Below are 17,717 nucleotides of genomic sequence, written 5' to 3' on the forward strand. Positions count from 1 at the left end.
TGTGATGTGTTCAAGGCAGCGCGTCATGCAACTCAGGATAGGGGCTGGCGATGATCGTACCTGAGTAGCGGCGACGTGGACCGTATAGCAGCCACGTCGTCACCACCTCGCCGATTTCCTGCACGATCTCGAGCTTGTCGGGATGTTCGAGCGCCGATCTACTGTAAGCAACCCCCGCATCATACACTCCTTCAAGGAGTTTTTTCTCGACAACCGGCTTTGTTGTTTCGAAATTCAGCTTGTTCCATGCTTTTGGGTCGATATACCCCACCGTCGGCTCGGGGAGGCCCAGCGTCCGAGGCTCCTTCACATCCTTGCGTTTAATGACCGCGATGCTCTGGGTGGGTAGTATGAAGGTGTCGACGACCTGGAGACGATCGCGGAACTTCTCGATCACGAGATGGACATTCAGGTGCGCGCTGCACTGAAGGACGTAGCTGTCTCCGCGATCCGCGGCCTCGCCCGCCGCAGCCACGAGATCGTCGACGAGTATGATGTCGCGCTCCTCAATTCCTTGGAACTCAAGATACTTTGAGGTCGCATGATGGTGACAGCTTCTCGCTGGACCGAGCGTGTAGATGCGGACCATCAGGTGACAGCCTTCTGCTCGTCTATGATCATCGCTTCGAGCTCGCAGGCTTCGCCTATGATTAGCGCATAGAGATCTGCGGTGAATTCCTTGCGCAAGCCACGTTCCGCCCCCATCTCGGCGCAACGTGCCTTTACCTCTGCAACGCGATCGGGTTGCATCATGGCGATTCCTCGTTCCTTCTTGTAGCGGGCAACCTCAGCGCAGACGGAGAGTCTTTGGCTAAGGATCTCCACCAGTTGGTCGTCCAGCTTGTTGATGAGGTCCCGAAATGGAAAAAGGCCGGCGTTGGGGCTCGAGGTATCCGTCATTTACCGCTCCTGCCCGTTTCCTTGATTCCAAGTCGCAGGCCCGTGGCTAGATGCTTTGCGCAAGCCGACAACGTGTCCAGGCGGTGGCCGCCCTCCTGTATGATGCAGATCGGCTTGCCAATAGCAGCCAATGCCAGGCCGATTTCTCGGTAGCTTTCCGGCGGAAGCGTCCAACAGCCATGCGGATCTCCGACGACGATATCGAAACCCATGCGGACAATGAGAACATCCAGCTTGGTAGCCCGGTCGGTTGCAGAAGCCCGCGAAGCGCCGACATGTATTCTGCCGGGCTCGGGTCGGTCAGAAATTCAAGATACCTGTGACTGTCGAGTGCTGGTTGAAGTTGCGGGACGGCGTCAGTTCGGGCGTGCAGGCTGGCGAACGCGATATCTGGGTGCGCGCTCAGCGCATCGCTCGTTCCGTTGCCAGGGTGGAACTCGAGGTCGAGGATCGCCACCTTCCGGAAGCCCGATTCGCGCAAGGTCAACGCCGCCACCCCTACGTTGTTCAGGAAACAATACCCACTCGTGAAGCTCCGCCCAGCATGGTGCCCGGGCGGCCGACATAGTGCGTAACTTACCGGGCTTCGCTCTGAGGCGATTGTGGACGCGGCTGCGAGGCCAATAGCGGCGGACAAAAGCGCGCGCTGATAGCTTCCTGTGTCAACGGATGTGTTCTGCGGCACACCGGGCGTGGCATATCTTGTGGCAAGCTCGGTGATTTCTGGCTCTTGTGGATGCGGCCCGAGCCGGAGTGCATCAAGGTAGCCGGGATCATGGAGGGCTCCCAGGATCGATACCACCTTGTCTGCCACGTTTTCAGAGGGCGGGATAAACTGGACGCTGGGTGAGCTCTCCAATCCGGTCCGGATCTCGTGGAGTCGATCCTCCACTTCCCTTGAGGGCTTAATCGTTCCCGCCGCATTGGCGATAAGGCCCCCAGGGCTGGATGACGCCGGAGTCATGTGTACGGTTAGCCAGGTCACGGAAGTCTCCTTCGTCGCCGCTCTCCAGCCGATGTGAAGCCCATGCCTTCATAGAATGCGACGAGCCTCTCGGTGCCGGGACGGTCGCTTAAGGGAAGAGACACCTCGATCATGGACCAGCCCCGCGCCCGCGCCTCACGGTCCACTGCAGCCAGAAGCCGTCTTCCATTTTGGGCCGAGCGATAGCGCGGATCGACCCAGAGCTCCTGCAAGATGCCATAGTGGCCTGAAGCCCTGACCGCGGTGACCTGGGAGACGACCGCAATGCCGATCACTTCGGCGGTCAGCATATCCTCCATGATCAAGGCGAAGCCAAGCCGTGGATCCATCGCCATTTGCCCAGCGACGCTGACCGCCACTTGCGGATCGAATTGCGGCCCCGGTCCTCCGAGCTCCGTGAGAAGCGTATCGACACATTGTGCGATCGTGTTCCGGTGCTGGAATGTCGCCAGGCGCAGACGATGTGCGGAATTGGGTACCGCTTCCTTGCCAGCATCGTCATGCGCTCCATGGATCTCGACACTATGATCCGGGTCGCCTGTCACGGCCTCGACAATCGCACGGATCGGCTGGCGTGCCTTGAGGAGAATCTCTTCGAACTCCGCGCTGGGGGCGGACAACGCGACGATGGCTCCGCCGCAACCGATGCTCAGGTGGCGTCCCCGGCAGATGATCGTCCGAATAACAATATTCAGGTCCAACTCGCCGCACACAGACAGATAACCGATCGCCCCCGAATAGATTCCTCTCGGCGCCTCCTCCAGTTCATCGATGATGTTGAGAGTACGGATCTTGGGCGCGCCCGTCATCGACCCGCCCGGGAAGCAGGCAGAAATGCAGGGGATTATACCGCCGGGCGACGGCAGTTCGCCACGGATGGTGCTGACCAGCTGGTGCACGGTCTTGTAGCTTTCGATGTGCATGAGGCTTGGCACATGAACACTTCCGATGCGGCAGACGCGACCGAGATCGTTCCGCATCAGGTCCACGATCATGAGATTTTCGGCCCGGCTCTTCTCGTCCAAGCGCAATTCTTCAGCGATCCGCTTATCTTCGTCTGGGTCTTGGCATCGAGGCGCGGTGCCTTTGATGGGCTTGGTCTCGACAATGAGGTTGCGATCGATCCTGAGGAATCTTTCGGGGGAAGAGCTGGCAACGCAAATATCTCCAAGCCTGAGGAAAGCTGAGTATGGGGCCGGATTTCTCCGCCTTAGGATCCGATACAGGTCGAGCGGGTCGATCTCTGTTTCAATGGTGATCTCGTTCGTCAGACAGATCTCGTAGGTTTCGCCGGCACGGATTGCGGAAAGGCATTTTTTGATGTTTTCCAAGTATCGCACCCGTCCCTGACGAAGCTTGAACTGAATCGGAGCGCGATTTGCGTGGGGGGAGGATGGGGCGACGCCAGCGGCGGGCTCAATGCGTTGGATCTCCCGCTTGTTCTTGCTGACCCAGAGGGCAGCCTCATCAGCCAATGCCGTCTCGGCCTCGGGATAGAGCGCAACGATGTGAATGCGGCCATTCTCATGATCAAAGGCGAGGAATCTTGTGCAGAAAATGAAGAATGCATCCGGATATTTCGACGGTTGTGAGCTGACGCCGCACGTGAGTGACTTGAGTTCGTAACCGAAATAGCCCACGTGGCCACCTTTGAAAGGGATGTCTCGCACATCAGCCTGGTCTTGCAGCTTGTGGGCGGCACGCCTAGCGGCAAGAAATTCGAAAATCGATTTGGAGATGATCGTCGGTGTTGCCTCGCCGTCTTGAGCGATCCCGATTTCCTGACGACATGCATCATAGGAGGCCAGATAGCTGCCTGGCCCGCCAAGCCCACCCATGAAGGACCACCGCGACACCCCGGGCTCCAGCATGCTGCTGTCTAGCCAGAAAGCAGGCTGCACACCGCCAAAGAGGCGCACGAAAACATCCTCTGCACTTACCGTGCATGGGGTCGTAGAACTTCTCACCCCGTACGTGGCCGTCTCGAAGAGAAATTTTCTGGGGTTCGGGACGTCCTCTTCCATGTTCAGGCCGCCTCTAGGGCTCCGAGCGAGGATGGGGCCGCCGACGGGGCGCACACATCGGAGAGGAAGTTGGCAAAAAGTTCTCGTCCGTATTGGGAGCAGATGGATTCCGGGTGAAACTGCACACCGTAGTGAGGCGCGTGTCGATGGCGTAGGCCCATAATGACGCCATCCTCACTCATAGCGATACATTCAAGGCATTCCGGAAGGTCACCTGTCACTGCCAGAGAATGGTATCTGGTCACATTGAAAGAGCGTGGCAGCCCATCGAACAGGCCTGTTCCGGAGGTTGTGATGCTGCGGATCCGGCCATGGAGCGGTTCTGGTGCGCGGGTAACGGATGCCCCATGAAAATGGGCAATGGATTGATGTCCCAAGCACACGCCCAAGACCGGAACGGCGCTGCCGGCCAAAACATCCATCGTCGAGCCGACATCCTTTGAAGATTGAGGTCTCCCTGGGCCGGGCGAGAGAATGATGCGATCGTGAGGTATCTTGCGAATTTCGCTCCATGGCACTGTGTTATCCAAGACTATGGCTTCCCTGCCATTCACCTCGCCGACCATCTGGGCAATGTTAAATGTAAAGGAGTCGAAGTTGTTGATCAGGATCACCGACCTATCAAAGCCTCTCTCGTTTGCTGCCATCTTCATCTCCTGCTGCGCGCGAACTAATCCCAACCAAAGGAGAACTTAACTGCGCTGAACGGCCTCGGCGGGCATTACCTAGTATTGCCGTAGTTGTGCTTCTCTGGCATCTGCCGCGGGGCCGTCCAAGGCGCGAGGCGTTTGAGCGCTTAGAGACTCGGCAGGCGCGCACTGAACAGCTGACCATGCCGTACCCATGGGATACTCTGCTGTTGAGCGCGCTGTGTTTCTGCCGCTGGCACGTCAGCACACGAAGTCCGTTCTCCTAGAGCGGATTGGTTGCTGTGAAATTCTTTGTGCCTGCGTACCAGAGCGCTAGATCAGCCCAACATTCTGATCAGCCCAACATTCGTTAACCGATTGTCCCCGTATCTTCATCTCGATCAATCACTAGCGTTGGTAGTTGACGGGGGTGCAAAATTGCCGACCTTAAATTCGGCCATCGGTGCTCTCATAGTGAGGGTGAAGTACAATCTCATCAGGCGCGAACTGGACTGTCACTTCACCCTGGCGATGTCCGCTGCAGGTTCTGCCCGTCTAGTCTCTACACCTTCTCCCCGGCGGTAGGGGAATCGCATATGTCGCTGGAGGGGTGTTGCCAAGCGGTGCAGGAACAGCACGCAATCCCGAAGCGCGCAATTTGCCGTCCTTTCATCTGCCTGAAGGCCGGCAGAGGATCCCCGATAGCAGCGCGGCTCGTCCCAGCACGTCTATGTTGGGCGTAAAGATCCGATGCGGCGGCATCCGCTTTGATTTGCTTCCCGATCACATGGACGACAGAAGCGGTTCGCGCGTCGGAAGGATTGAACGCGCCGACCGTGTGCATCAACTCGCTGGATCGCGACAGTCGAATGATTGACTTGTCGCTTCATGATTACGCCGTTCAGGATCTGAGGCGAACGATCTTGCATTTGATCGATATGGACGCAGATATCGAGCAGTCGCCACTGTCCAGCGGTCAGGCCGACGCTGACGAACGGAAGTGCATCGTCGTTGCGCCGTGCCAGCGTGTTTTCCGGATCGAACCGCGCCCAACGTCGCGCCGCGTCAAAGTCGAATTCCGCCACGTTAGAAACCGAGCTTCAATGCTGGGTCGATCTTGAGACTGCTTGAATGCCTCTACCAATTTGTCCTCGAGTGCGACCGTCGCCAACGCAAACTCGATCAAGTCCGTGTTCGCCTCGATGTCCGTCTGGTGCTTGGCCTGCCGGACCAAGGCCGGCCTCACCCGGCGACCGATGCGGCTGCCTTTTTCACTCAAAAGGCCAGATCGTTCCGCCGCCAGCATGACCACTTCAAATCGTGCCTTGCTCGCGACAAGCCCGCTGATCGCCAGCTATCGCTTAAAGGGTTTTATCAGCACCGAGCCACCCTTGGATGCAGCTCTTCTCCGTTTCGCCCGGAGGGCGTGGGCTTGCTCGCCGATCTTTTTGCCATACTTTACCCGCCTGTCGAACAAAAACGAAATTTGTCTAACATCGTCCTTTGCTGCTTCGACTTCAAAGGCGTCTCAGGGATATGCCGCCCTCGGACCAAGTCGACAATCACTGGAAGGAGTTGTTGGCGCAGCTGCGCTGTCGATGCTGCCCGTCTGCTATTGGCGCGTCGCTTCTCTGGTAGTCGAGCCATCATCAGCGGCGTCCGCGAACACAGGCCTAGTCGCTTTGTAGCGAACCCCGATCAACGAACGGCGTGCGGCCGGTGAAACCAGGTCCCAGCACCGATATGAAGCTTCGGCGTCCCCGTTGTCGCGTCTGAAACAACCATGTCTTGAACGAGACAGCCAAAGCCGCAATCACGACGTCCATAGCAGCGCTCACCATCGCAGCGCTCAATAAAGGAAAGATTTTGCCGACATCGTCCAGAATGCTCTTCACAATTTTTGAGCGGCGCGTTGGTGTATGAGAAACTTTCGGGACTACCAGGGTGCTCCGATCTCGCCTGCAACCAGGTGGGGCGGGAAAACTACATCGTTTGTTCCTAAAACCGCTCAAGCGGCATTGGCATGCCGGTTGCTTGAAGAGTTGGCGAAGCGACTTAGGACATGATGGTCATTCAGAGCCCGATACAGGCATTCAGTTGAACTTGCCCGCTTGATCGATGGCAGAGGCCGCCTGATGCGCGCGCGCCTGCGTCGCGAACTCTAGCATCTTTGGACCGCGCTTCGGTTTGCCGGCCAGGATCCGATTGTCTTGTAAAGGGCTCGCGACGAATGGCGGTCGTCAACAAGATGGTGCATACCAGGGTAAAGGCGTTATACCTCAGGACGATTGTTTGCGTCACTTTTGGCCGGTGGCTCAAGCGCGGGCATCTGCGAGACGCCGAGTCTGGCTTCGTGAAGCTAAGCGGCGGTCTTCAATCGGTGCTTTGCACATGGTCAAAGAGCTGATGCAGGACGATTGGGATCCTGAGAAAATACTCAGGCAACAGGACGATCTCAAGGTCAAGCTGCTTCGCGCCCAATCGGTTGTCGCCGAATGTAAGGCAGGATTGGCGGATCTGGAGCGGAGGCTTGAGCGTCGAGCGGTCTCATCGTCGATCGATGAACGCCAGCGCAACTCCCCAGCAAATGATTCAATACGTAACGCACGACCGCGCCAATCCCGAAGCGTCGACGATCTTGTTGATCAGAATGCTGCTGTGGCGTTTTCGAGCCGATCATGGGACCGTTGAGAATTGCCGCCGCGCACGTTAACCGGAGAAGTTTTGTCATGGACCTGGCGAAGATCTCGAGACGCATCGTGTTGCGAACCCGGCGAACGAACTAGACAACGGGGGCGGCCCTGTCGCTAAGCTCGGACGTTTTGGACGCGTTGCGTTGGGAGTACGGGAACGTATCTTCGCGTTTTTGACGAGAGCCTCCTGTTTCGGGGGAGCTGCTCACGCAATTTCGGCGGATGTCAAAGAGCTATCCACCTGGACCCAGGGCTAGTGGTCGTCTTTTCTCGTCTTCAAGTCGTTCAAATTACTGGTAGACGTGTCTGGAGGGTGGGCGTTCAATGGTCACGTTGGTGCGCGGCCGTGGGGCAGGGCATGGGATGTCCCGGACGGTGCTGATCGGGGACGCCGACCATGTCTCGTCCGGCATCGCATGGATGATGACGAGAACTGGCTGACTATGTCGCCGCAAGAATGCGATCCGGAAGAGAGCGGGTAACGGCAGTTACCTAAATTCTTGAGACGCCAGGAAGAGGGGTCCCAGGGCGAATGCGATCCGGTGCCGGCCGTAGCCTCGTCAGCTTCTCGAAAGCTTGCCCGATTACGGACTAACCCACCGATTCTGGACGAGAGGCCGACGTGGACTCGCGCGATTTCGATATATCCAATGCAGCACCTCCGGCATCGGTACAGCATGCTGTTGGTGACGATCAGCAACCCAACCAGGCGGAACAAGACGCCCTTGAGCAGCAATTGGATGCAGCGCGTGTGGCCGACCCTGCTGGGCCTGCCCGACGCCCCGGTCGCAAGCCGCCGCCGAATGTGTCGCGCGCGGATTTTGATTACATTCACGAGATGATGAGCGGTGTCAGTACGCGCCGAAACCTGTCACCGTTGACCGCCGACAAGTATGTTCAAATGCATTACAAGGTGGCGAATTACCTCGGGGAGCGCGGCCAGTCGCTCGAAGCCAGTGATGATAATGCACTAAATCAGCTCTTTGACACCGTGTTCAAGGAGAACAAACACGTAGGCATGGCTTTGCGGGCGCTTCAAGAACAGCGCGGAGGTTCATCGGCAGTCAGGGTCCGGCGCGTGCGTACCGCGGCTTCGGCGGGTGCCGGGCGCACACCTGTTGCCCCTACTGAGGCTGATGCGCCGCTTATCGAAAGCGTCATAGACGAAGGCATCAAGAGCAAGCACTGGGCGCCGGCTACCGTCCAGCATCATGACACGACCCTTCGCAAGCTGTCGAACAGTCTCGGCACGCGGGGCGAGACGCTTGCTGGAACAAGCGACGATGCGCTGTACGACTATGTTAAGGAAGTCTTCCCGAAGAACTGGAAGAGAATGACGGGTTCGCTCTGGGCGCTCCGTGAGCATCGGGGGGGCTTGGAAGGTTCGGAGCACTGGTCTTCCGCATCAGACGGCGTTGACCGGGCCAAAAGCAGCGCCGCCGGCGGCTCGCCAAGGTCGGATGTCGTCCCCGAGGCGTTTTGGGGCTCCTTGATGATGATGGCGCCGGATATCGGCCGCATCTTGGTGACGGTTCGTAGTGCTGGATGTTTCGCCCCTTGCCGATCTGGCAGCGGCTAAGTAGCCGGAGCTTAATCGAAGCGCAGCGGATCGCCTTGGACAAAGTTTAGCGCCAGCGGCGATGAACACTTATGTGCCTAACCCCGCGGGCGCTCGATCTCGATCTCGCCGCCGTGAAAGCCGATCCGGCCGCGCGTTCGTCCAACGACGTCTCGCTACACATCTTGCGGCGCACCTTCCGGGCTGAACGGCAGCTTCGGTGTCGGGTGACCCTGGGCGCGGCTGTCAGTTCTTGTAGTGAAGGTCTTTGATCGAACGTCGATGCGACGGAGCGTACGGATTGACGCGCAGTTGAGATGCCGCAAATCGGGACCGGTTGGGTGCTTAAACGCTGTGAGAACGCTGAGAGGCTGTTTGGACTATTCGCACAACGCTTCGTCTTTTCGCGCGTAGGCAAGGTGCTACGGCGCGATCGCACGGTCGAGGCCAGTGCTGCGTCTTATAAATGTCATCTTGCGCGAGCCAGTGACGCGCGCGGCGGCTCGATCGAGCCAGCGCTCAATACCATACAAGGCACGCGTCAAGCATGCGTGTGACAAAGCACGAGCAGGTCGATGATAAAGCGTTTTCGCAACTGGGCCCTATTGTCCATACTCACCTCCATGGTTGTCTGCCCCGCCGCAAAGGCGCAAGACCGCCGGACTATCGCCGAACCTGTTGCACCTCATACGGTCTGCGATCGCCCAGTGCCTTCCGGCAAGAACGATACAGTTAGCCTACAGGACGCCATCGAACATTGCCCTGCTGGCGCTGCGGTTTATCTCGGGCGCGGCGAGTTTCACTCAGGTCCACTCGAGATGAAATCGGGCGTGACCTTATGGGTCGGACGCGGTGCGACGCTGATTGCCATTCCCGAACCTGCTGCTTACGACAAAGGCCTCGGACAATGTGGTCGCATCGCGGAAAAGGGGGACGGTTGCCGGCCATTCATCAGCTTTTCTAAAACGCGTGGCGGCGGCATCTACGGAGAGGGCATCATCGATGGTCAGGGCGGAGCAATTATTGGCGGCGGCGCGGAAAGCTGGTGGCAGCTAGCCCGCCGTGCCCAAGCCCAGGGCGGCAACCAGAACGCCCCGCGCTTGATCCAGATCGATCATGCGCAGGACATCACGTTCTCTGGTGTCACCTTGCGCAACGCTCCCAATTTTCATGTCGCGATGAGCCGGGTCGAAGGTGCCACGTTTTGGCGCCTCACGATTGATTCACCGGCGGATGCCCGCAACACCGACGGCATCGATCTTGGCGCGAGTCAGGATGTGACCATCACCCACAGCTTGATCCGTACGGGTGACGACAACGTCGCAATCAAGGCCGGCGATAATGGCTCAAGCAGCCATATCTCGATCATTGATAATTATTTCGGCTGGGGGCATGGCATGTCGATCGGCAGTGAGGTGAATTCCGGGGCCAGAGACATATTGGTGCGTAATCTGACCCTGGATGGTACGACGTCTGGCCTGCGCATCAAGAGCGATGTCAGTCGAGGCGGTCTGGTCGAGGGCGTGACTTATGAGTACGTGTGCCTGAGGGGCAACAGGTGGCCGGTGGCTTTCGATACAAAATATGATCCGCGCGCACAAGGCACGAGGATTCCGGTCTATCGGCAAATCGTTCTCCGTCATGTGCATGGCGACACTGGTGTGCTGCTGATGCGCGGCCTAGACGAGGGGCATGCACTTGACGTGACACTCGAAGATGTCCGATTTGCCAATTCCGCGACTTGGCAAGTTGAACATGCGAACGTCACCGCAAAACATTCTGACGTATCACCGCCGCTGCCCGGACGAGCTGCAGAACCGCTGCTGCGCGGATCGGAGGTATGTTCCAGGGCATTCCGCGACGGCAATCAGTAAGCACTCCACCCGGTGCCGAACTCGGGTGCTGAGTTCCGCATCGGGGCAAGATGACCGGTGCTGACGAAGGTCAGCCTCATGCCCCGAGTTGGTTGCAATTGTCCGATGGTTTGCAGGCCGCGAATGCGAAGGTGACGTGCGGGTTCTGATTCGACGCGAGAAATGTGTCGACCATGCGCGGCGGCTATCCCGCGGCGAGATCTTTTATCGGCTGCGTCGAACGTGCCGCCAACTCAACGAAGAGTGAGATCACATGCGAGTTTTCGTGCCGTCTGCGCTTCTGGCCGGATGTTTCTTCAACTCGGCAGCGTACGCTCAGCCAGTATCGGTGTCGCATGCCGGAAATGCAGACTATGACTCCGTGCAGCAAGCCATCGACGCGTTGCCAGCGGAAGGCGGAAATGTCCGGATCGCGCCGGGCGTCTATCGCGAGAAGGTCAAAATCTTCAAATCCGGTGTTCATATGGAAGGCACGGGCAGGAAGCCGGAGGATACGGTCATTGTGTTTGGCGACGGCGCGATCAATGTAGGAGGAACCGCCCGTTCGGCGACGCTGGATGCGGTTGGTGATGACTTCCGGCTCGAGAATCTGACCATCCAGAACGACTACGCCCTCAATCCGGCAAATCCACCCTCACAGGCAGTAGCGCTGTCCATTACCGGAGACAGGGACGTCGTTACGCGCGTCCGCCTGCTCGGTGCCCAGGACACGCTATTTGCCGGCAAGGGTCCAAACGGCAGAACGTCACGACAATACTTCTCGAACTGCTACATCGAAGGGCATGTCGATTTCGTATTTGGCAACGCCAAGGCCTGGTTCCGGCAATGTGAGTTGCACGGCATCGCTAATCAAGCGGTCGTCTTTACGGCACAGAGCAAGGCAGCTCCCGATGAGGACAGCGGCTATGTTTTTGATCATTGCAGCCTAAGTGCCGACCCTGCCGCGCGCGATATCGCGCTTGGCCGCCCTTGGCGGCCCTACGCCACAGTGGTCTTCCTGTCGACAAAGATAGATGCGCAGGTCGTTGCGGAAGGCTGGCGAGAATGGGCTCCCGGCAAAACCAACTCCTTGAGCACGAGCTATTATGCCGAATATAGATCCTTCGGGGCCGGGGCTAACCCCTCAGGCCGCGAACCTCACTCCCATCAACTGACCGATAGCGAAGCCTCGAGATGGTCGCTAAGAGTGTTCTTCGGAGGTGCCACAGATTGGCTGCCAACGGAACGACATCGAGGGAACACAAAGCAACACTGACGGTGAGGAAACGATGGTGCTCCTTGGATAAATGACGGAGGAGAGCGGATAGACGGCGGCGCGTGCCGTCACGCCTCACCGACATCGCACTGGGCGCCGTCGTCGGAGGACAATTTGTGGGAAATCGAAAGCCTTACCAGACGGTTACTCACGAACAGGGGAAACGCCCTCTAGCAGCGTGCGATAGCCGAGTGCTTGATGAACTCGATGCACGTTGAAGGCGATCAAGTTCACGATGCCCACCTTGCCTCGCGGCGATCGGCAGGCCCTTGAGATAGGTGAGTGGCACGGGGCGCTGCTCCCCCTGGCTATGTCAGAACCGGCCGTGAACCCCGCGATTCATCGGGCTCTCGTGATCGATCGTTGATCCGGCACCACCGAGCGAATAGATCTGGACGGGTCGCTGCAGCGCCGTAACCCTTTCCAGACAGCCAACGCGTATCCCCGGAAAGGTTTGTACTTTCGTGTTGCCCCTCGAACAACGGAGGGATCGATCGTGCGCAACTCCTGTTGAAGCTTCGAAGATGCAACCGCCGGTAGTAGCGACTCAGCCGTCAGAACTGGACAGAACCGTTTGGCATTTCCACGAACTCACCGCTCGGCCGATGCAGCCGCCACTTGCGCACGGTCTTGGCACATCCTTTTTCCGGCCCTTCTTCCTGATCGCTGCGCGGAACGAAACGAACCGCTTATCATGTCAATTGTTCGCCATGCTCGGCCGAAAGCGTTAGCCAGGGAAGTCAAACTGCCAGCGTAACCAGAGCGAAGCTCTGGGTGGTTCCGTCCTCCACTTCCGATGCGCCGTTGAGGCCCACTGAGATGTTCGGGCTAGCTCTCGCGCACCACGGTCTTCAGGTACTGGTAGGCCTTGATGATCTCGACTAGGCGATCCTCCGTGGAGCGGTCGCCGCCATTGGCGTCGGGATGGTGCTGCTTGACCAGCGCCTTGTACTTCGCCTTGATATCGCCGAGCGTCGCATTGGAATTCAGGCCCATCACCTGCAACGCTTTGCCCTCGGCATTGAAAATCTTGCGCGCCTCAGGCTTGGCCTCCGCGCGGTGGCGGGCGCCGGCGCGTCCGTTCAGCTCGACGAGCATGCAGAGGGCATGCCAGTCGTCCTCGAAATTGGCAGTGCTGCCGGTCATTTTGCGGGCGCTGATGCTCTCGCCCATCCTCCAGGTCGGACGATGACCGGTCAGCGCGTCCTTCTGGTAGCGCGCGCGCCCGCTTCCGCGTCCAACCGCTTTCGAGCCCTCGCGCCTTTGGCGGTTTGGCGACGACGGGAAATGCACCGTGAATCAGAAATTGGATCTCGATTACGCCGTCGTCGGGTACTGGAATGCATGACCCAAAACAAGCGAGACGAAATGATCGTGTCGATCACTCAGCGAATAGCCCTCGAAATCCGCGGCACAAGCCGGAAGGCCAGCTCCATAGCCAATCCTTCCGATCCAGCCTCGCTTGCGGATTTCGTAGACCAGAGTCTCGTCGACCCAGAAGAAAGAAGGGCATCGTTCATTGAAGGTCGGTCACCACAGTATCTGAGACGCCCAGAGCTGCTCGTCTGGCTCTAGGGCCGCAAAACACCTGGCGGGCTGAGACAACGAACCGGGTTGAGGACGGCCTAGGAGTGGCCGGGGCCGGAATGTGCTCTTTTTGGCTCTTTAAAAAGGACCGATTCGGTATTATATTGGTAAGTCATTGATGTTATGGTGAAATTGTTTCGTAACTCAGCTCTTGTAGAGTGTCAGAAGTTCTCCTATGTTTCTGACATGGAGTATGTGCCATGCCCCCCCTGAGCACCCAAATTCTAGAATTCACCAAAGAACTGCCCGAAGGCGCGCCCATTGCTGCCAAGGCCTTTTTGCATCTTGGAAAGCGGGCTGCCATCGATCAGGCTCTTTCGCGTCTTACCGAGCGAGGAAAGCTCCTGCGCGCGAGGCGAGGGGTCTATTTGCGGCCGGTCGAAAGCCGTTTCGGAGTTAGAGCTCCGTCGGTTGAGAAGGTCGTCGAAGAGACCAAGGTTCGTAGCGGTGAAACCATTGTGTCCAGCGGAGCTGCGGCAGCTAACCGTCTCGGTTTGACAACGCAGGTCCCTGTTCGCCAGGTTTATCTGACGTCCGGTCCTTCTCGTGAGCTTCACCTCGGCAAGCAGATCGTGGAGCTCAAGCATGCGCCCGGTTGGCAGCTGGCTCTCGCAAACCGTCGAGCAGGTGAGGTGGTGCGCGCGCTTGCCTGGATTGGTCCCAAGACGGCACGACAAGCGCTGCGGTCCGTCAGCCAGAAACTCACTCCGGTTGAAGTGAGCGAGCTGAAGTCCGCCGCCTTTTCATTACCAACTTGGCTTGCTGAACCGGTAAGCGAACTGCGTGTCGGATAAGTTCTTAAATCTATCAGACACCGAGCGTCGAGAGGCGCTCGGTGTTGCTGCCTCAAACTCCGGACGGCCAGCCCATCTGCTTGAAAAGGATGTTTTGGTCGTCTGGTGTTTAAACACGCTCTTTTCCTCGCCGTTGGGCGAGCATCTCGTCTTCAAGGGCGGAACGTCCCTCTCAAAGGCATACGGCGCAATCCGCCGTTTCTCGGAAGATGTCGATCTCACTTACGACATCCGGGCGATCGCACCTGATCTCGTGAACACAAACGAGGATTATCCTGTTCCCCAGAATCGTAGCCAGGGCAGGAAGTGGAGCGCCCATGCTCGAGAGCGTCTTCCAATCTGGGTCAGAGACAAAGCGTTACCCGTTCTCAATCAACGATTGCAGGAAGATAAGCTCAACGCAAAGGCTGAAGCCAAGGACGACAAGATCTTTGTTACCTACGATCCCTTGGAAACCGGCAGCGGTTATGTGAGCTCCGCTGTCATGCTCGAATTCGGCGCACGATCAACGGGCGAGCCGAGCGAAGTTCATGACGTCGTTTGCGATGCTGCCCAATATCTTGAGATGCTCGAATTTCCGACGGCCAAGCCGAAGACGATGAAGGCAGAGCGTACCTTCTGGGAGAAGGCTACTGCGATCCATGTTTTTTGCGTTCAGGGCAAATTGAAGGGCGAGCGCTTTGCGCGCCATTGGTACGATCTTGTACGATTGGACGAGGCCGGTATAGCAGAGAAGGGTCTGAAAGACCGGAAGCTGGCTGGGATTGTCGCAGAACACAAGTCGTGGTTTTTCTCAGAGAAGGACGCTACGGGATCGTTCATCGATTATCGCGTGGCCGTCGGCGGTGCATTGAAGCTTGTTCCCGAAGGAGAGTCCCGAACCGTCTTGGAGCAGGATTACCAGCACATGATTGATGACGGGTTGTTGTTAGATGTGCCGGACACGTTTAACCAATTGATGCGCCGCTGCGCGGAGATCGAAACGCGCGCGAATAAGCCGGCTTGAATTTTCTCTTAAATTGCAGGCCTGGCCGATAAACGTCTACTGGTGTGCTCCGCATTGAGAGTGGGTATCGCTGACGATCCAGGTATTGGGCTTAGGAACCTCAGTAGAGAGTTAGCAGCCAGTCTGCTCCAAGCGTCTACCTGACCAGCATCTAGTGGCAGCATAATAAACAGGAGCAACGCCGGCTTCTCCACCAGAGGAACTGCAACAGAATAAGAGATTCTACGGCGAAGGCCGCTTCACAGGGGGGGGCCGTGCTCATTGAGCACCTTGTCTCTAAGAGCCCCCTTGACCTCACGGGCGATCTCTTTGCGAATTGCGGGGCCCAACGTTCGCTTGGCATCTTCAACCAGGTCAGCTTCAGCCCCGGTCAACCCTTGGTCGGCGAGCTGTTGCTCCAGTCTGCTGTCGAACTCCGTCCCCATTGCATCAATGAGCTGGTCCTGCGCCTTGGCGTGGTCTTCAGGTGCGATGCGACGCACCACATCGTCCCAAGGCTGCCAGTCCATTGCCAAGTAGTCGGCAAATTCAACCGCCTCCCTGTCCCTTACGGATGTCTCTGCGCGGTCAACGTCGGCGTCGGTGACGCCGGAGACCTCAAAGAAGCGCATCTCGGGCGCGACGTGTTGCAGGCCCAGCCGCTCGCGCAGCTTGTTCTGATAGGCAAGGAAGATCTCAATATCCTCGATGTCTTCGACATCGTCAGCCGAGCCGAGAGAGTGAGCCTTCTCGCGCGCAATCGCCTCGAGCGCGTCCATGCGGAACATGACACGCCCCAAATCGACGAGATCGGCAAGCCGTGCCTTGTCGTCATAGAAGCCGTTCTCGACTTCTGCGATGAGGCGCGCGGTCTGCATGCCGTTCCACGTTAAAGTTCTACGATCCTCGCAGCTTTGGTTGGCATCCCACGCCAGTTGAAAGTACTGCGCACGCAATTGCGGGACTTTTGTCGCCTGCCGCAGATCATTGGCCACCGACTGCCGGAATCCTTCATTGCTAGAGTTGACGGAATTGAACAGCTTGCCGAGGAAGAGCCCATACTCCCGGGCGCCCGGCTCTTCTGCAAAGTTCCGCCAAGCGGCGAGCACCTCCCGATCGCCCTCCCGTGGATCGCTCTTGAGCCATTCTGCAACCGTTTCAGCGAGGGCTTCCGCCTGCTCATCGTCTGTCCCAGACGTTTCACTTTCGTCGTCGCGCGAAAGGTGGACGGTCGGACCGGCATAACCATCCGCGCTTAGGACTGTATTCAGGTGCGTCAGCACGTGCTCGGATAGCGGATTTTCCGTCAAAACTATGGTGGCGCCAGCGTCCAACCCCGTCAGTAGGTCCCCGGGTAAACTAGTCAACTGGTTTAGGCTTGCGTCGAGAAACTCGAGCGAAGCGGGGAGAGCCTCAGGCAGCTCCGTCAGCTGGTTTTCGCTGACATCGAGAAACCGGAGCGTAGCAGGAAGGAGCTCTGGCAGATTTGTTAGATGATTGTGGCTGGCGTGGAGAAATCGGAGCGAAGAAGGGAGGCCTTCGGGCAGGTTCGGCAACCGATTGTGGTTGGCGCACAGAAACTGAAGCCCGGCAGGCAGCACGGTAGGGAGACTCTCCAACCGGTTGGAGTTTACGTCGAGGCCTCTGAGCCCGCTTGGCAGCGCGGGCAGGCTGCTCAGCTGATTGCCACTGACATTGAGACGCTGGAGCGAAGCAGGAAGTTCGTCAGGCAAATTCGTAAGCCGGTTGAAGGGCACATCGAGCACAACGATTTCGCTTGGAAGTCTGGGCAGACTGGTAAGGGACAGCGATTCGAGATCCAGTATGGCGTCTTCACCCAGGGCATTCATCCGCCTTGCCGCTTCTTCCCGGTCCTCGAGGGGACCCACGTCCTGTTCGGCAAGCCAATTTTCGAGCGCCTCGTCTTCTTCAGCCGCCCCCTGGGGTGAATGCCCAGAGTTCGATGCGAAGCCAGTGACGACTTCATCCCACTGTGCCGCTCCCCCGTCTTCCCCCGCGTCTTGTCCGGAAGATGCAGAAGAAATGCTTTCGCGGCGCCGAATCTGTCCTGCTTCAAAAGGATCCATTCCACTTTCCTTACCACACCGAGCCAATCCGGCCCGTGACAACGCGGTCCAGGACTTAGGACACTTATCTTTCGACAAGCTGACAGACCTATCGTGGCAAGGTTATCGATGGCTTCGAAGCCGACATGACTTCGGTACAACGATTTAGAATAGCGAATCGATCGCGGTCGCGGGCAGTCATCTCCCATCCATACGTTTCGGCATCTAACCGACACAGCGGCGGCTTAACATCGCGCCCCAGCGCGGCAGCGGTGCATTATCTCAATGGCAGCCAAAGGAGCTTCTTTCGGTTGAGTGCGTGAAAAGGAAGAGCAGCAGTCGCTCGAACGCTCAACTCCGGAGCGGT

At 58.0% G+C, this 17,717-nt stretch carries 13 protein-coding genes and 2 pseudogenes; 6 read left to right on the plus strand and 9 right to left on the minus strand.

Annotated elements, in window-relative coordinates; translation table 11 throughout:
• Positions 1 to 10: 10 nt before the first annotated feature.
• The 7 genes and pseudogenes from AC5ZFO_RS23620 to AC5ZFO_RS23650 all read right to left on the minus strand — a co-directional run bounded on the left by AC5ZFO_RS23620 (position 11) and on the right by AC5ZFO_RS23650 (position 5,623).
• Positions 11 to 589 (minus strand): hypothetical protein, encoded by a 579-nt coding sequence (locus AC5ZFO_RS23620; RefSeq protein ID WP_496122658.1) that lies wholly within the window; start codon positions 587 to 589, stop codon positions 11 to 13.
• Positions 589 to 900: a chorismate mutase gene (locus tag AC5ZFO_RS23625; RefSeq protein WP_496122659.1), complete on the minus strand. Its 312-nt coding sequence runs from the start codon at positions 898 to 900 to the stop codon at positions 589 to 591. The genes AC5ZFO_RS23620 and AC5ZFO_RS23625 overlap by 1 nt, the downstream gene beginning before the upstream one ends.
• Positions 897 to 1,112 (minus strand): hypothetical protein, encoded by a 216-nt coding sequence (locus AC5ZFO_RS23630; RefSeq protein ID WP_496122660.1) that lies wholly within the window; start codon positions 1,110 to 1,112, stop codon positions 897 to 899. Before AC5ZFO_RS23630 ends, AC5ZFO_RS23625 begins: the two co-directional genes overlap by 4 nt.
• 161 nt (positions 1,113 to 1,273) lie before the next feature.
• Positions 1,274 to 1,864, minus strand: a pseudogene (locus tag AC5ZFO_RS23635) (hypothetical protein); the annotation flags it as partial.
• Between the two features lie 17 nt (positions 1,865 to 1,881).
• Entirely contained in the window at positions 1,882 to 3,909 is a 2,028-nt protein-coding gene (gene pabB, locus AC5ZFO_RS23640; RefSeq protein WP_496122661.1) for an aminodeoxychorismate synthase component I, read from the minus strand.
• A gap of 2 nt (positions 3,910 to 3,911) precedes the next feature.
• Positions 3,912 to 4,556 (minus strand): anthranilate synthase component II, encoded by a 645-nt coding sequence (locus AC5ZFO_RS23645; protein WP_496122662.1) that lies wholly within the window; start codon positions 4,554 to 4,556, stop codon positions 3,912 to 3,914.
• Positions 4,557 to 5,266: 710 nt separating this feature from the next.
• Positions 5,267 to 5,623 (minus strand): hypothetical protein, encoded by a 357-nt coding sequence (locus tag AC5ZFO_RS23650; RefSeq protein ID WP_496122663.1) that lies wholly within the window; start codon positions 5,621 to 5,623, stop codon positions 5,267 to 5,269.
• Positions 5,624 to 6,929: 1,306 nt separating this feature from the next.
• On the opposite strand from AC5ZFO_RS23650, the gene AC5ZFO_RS23655 reads away from it, so the two are divergent.
• The 4 genes from AC5ZFO_RS23655 (at position 6,930) to AC5ZFO_RS23670 (ending at position 11,918) form a co-directional block, all read left to right on the plus strand.
• Complete coding sequence (locus tag AC5ZFO_RS23655; RefSeq protein WP_496122664.1) at positions 6,930 to 7,229, plus strand: hypothetical protein; 300 nt, start codon at positions 6,930 to 6,932, stop codon at positions 7,227 to 7,229.
• 624 nt (positions 7,230 to 7,853) lie between these two features.
• A complete protein-coding gene (locus AC5ZFO_RS23660) occupies positions 7,854 to 8,810 on the plus strand; it encodes a hypothetical protein (RefSeq protein ID WP_496122665.1) in 957 nt (318 codons plus the stop codon).
• A 554-nt stretch (positions 8,811 to 9,364) separates the two neighbouring features.
• Positions 9,365 to 10,663 (plus strand): glycoside hydrolase family 28 protein, encoded by a 1,299-nt coding sequence (locus tag AC5ZFO_RS23665; RefSeq protein WP_496122666.1) that lies wholly within the window; start codon positions 9,365 to 9,367, stop codon positions 10,661 to 10,663.
• 253 nt (positions 10,664 to 10,916) lie between these two features.
• Positions 10,917 to 11,918, plus strand: coding sequence for a pectinesterase family protein (locus tag AC5ZFO_RS23670; RefSeq protein WP_496122667.1), 1,002 nt, complete (start codon positions 10,917 to 10,919; stop codon positions 11,916 to 11,918).
• A gap of 828 nt (positions 11,919 to 12,746) precedes the next feature.
• Here AC5ZFO_RS23670 and AC5ZFO_RS23675 read toward each other — a convergent pair.
• Positions 12,747 to 13,010, minus strand: a pseudogene (locus AC5ZFO_RS23675) (DnaJ domain-containing protein); the annotation flags it as partial.
• Positions 13,011 to 13,705: 695 nt separating this feature from the next.
• Between AC5ZFO_RS23675 and AC5ZFO_RS23680 the strand changes: the two are divergent.
• Positions 13,706 to 14,299, plus strand: coding sequence for a DUF6088 family protein (locus AC5ZFO_RS23680; RefSeq protein WP_496122668.1), 594 nt, complete (start codon positions 13,706 to 13,708; stop codon positions 14,297 to 14,299).
• Entirely contained in the window at positions 14,289 to 15,305 is a 1,017-nt protein-coding gene (locus tag AC5ZFO_RS23685) for a nucleotidyl transferase AbiEii/AbiGii toxin family protein (RefSeq protein ID WP_496122669.1), read from the plus strand. Before AC5ZFO_RS23680 ends, AC5ZFO_RS23685 begins: the two co-directional genes overlap by 11 nt.
• A gap of 239 nt (positions 15,306 to 15,544) precedes the next feature.
• On the opposite strand, the gene AC5ZFO_RS23690 is transcribed toward AC5ZFO_RS23685, so the two are convergent.
• Positions 15,545 to 17,371: an NEL-type E3 ubiquitin ligase domain-containing protein gene (locus tag AC5ZFO_RS23690; protein WP_496122670.1), complete on the minus strand. Its 1,827-nt coding sequence runs from the start codon at positions 17,369 to 17,371 to the stop codon at positions 15,545 to 15,547.
• Positions 17,372 to 17,717 lie beyond the last annotated feature (346 nt).

This window comes from Bradyrhizobium sp. Unk1 (genome assembly GCF_059512345.1).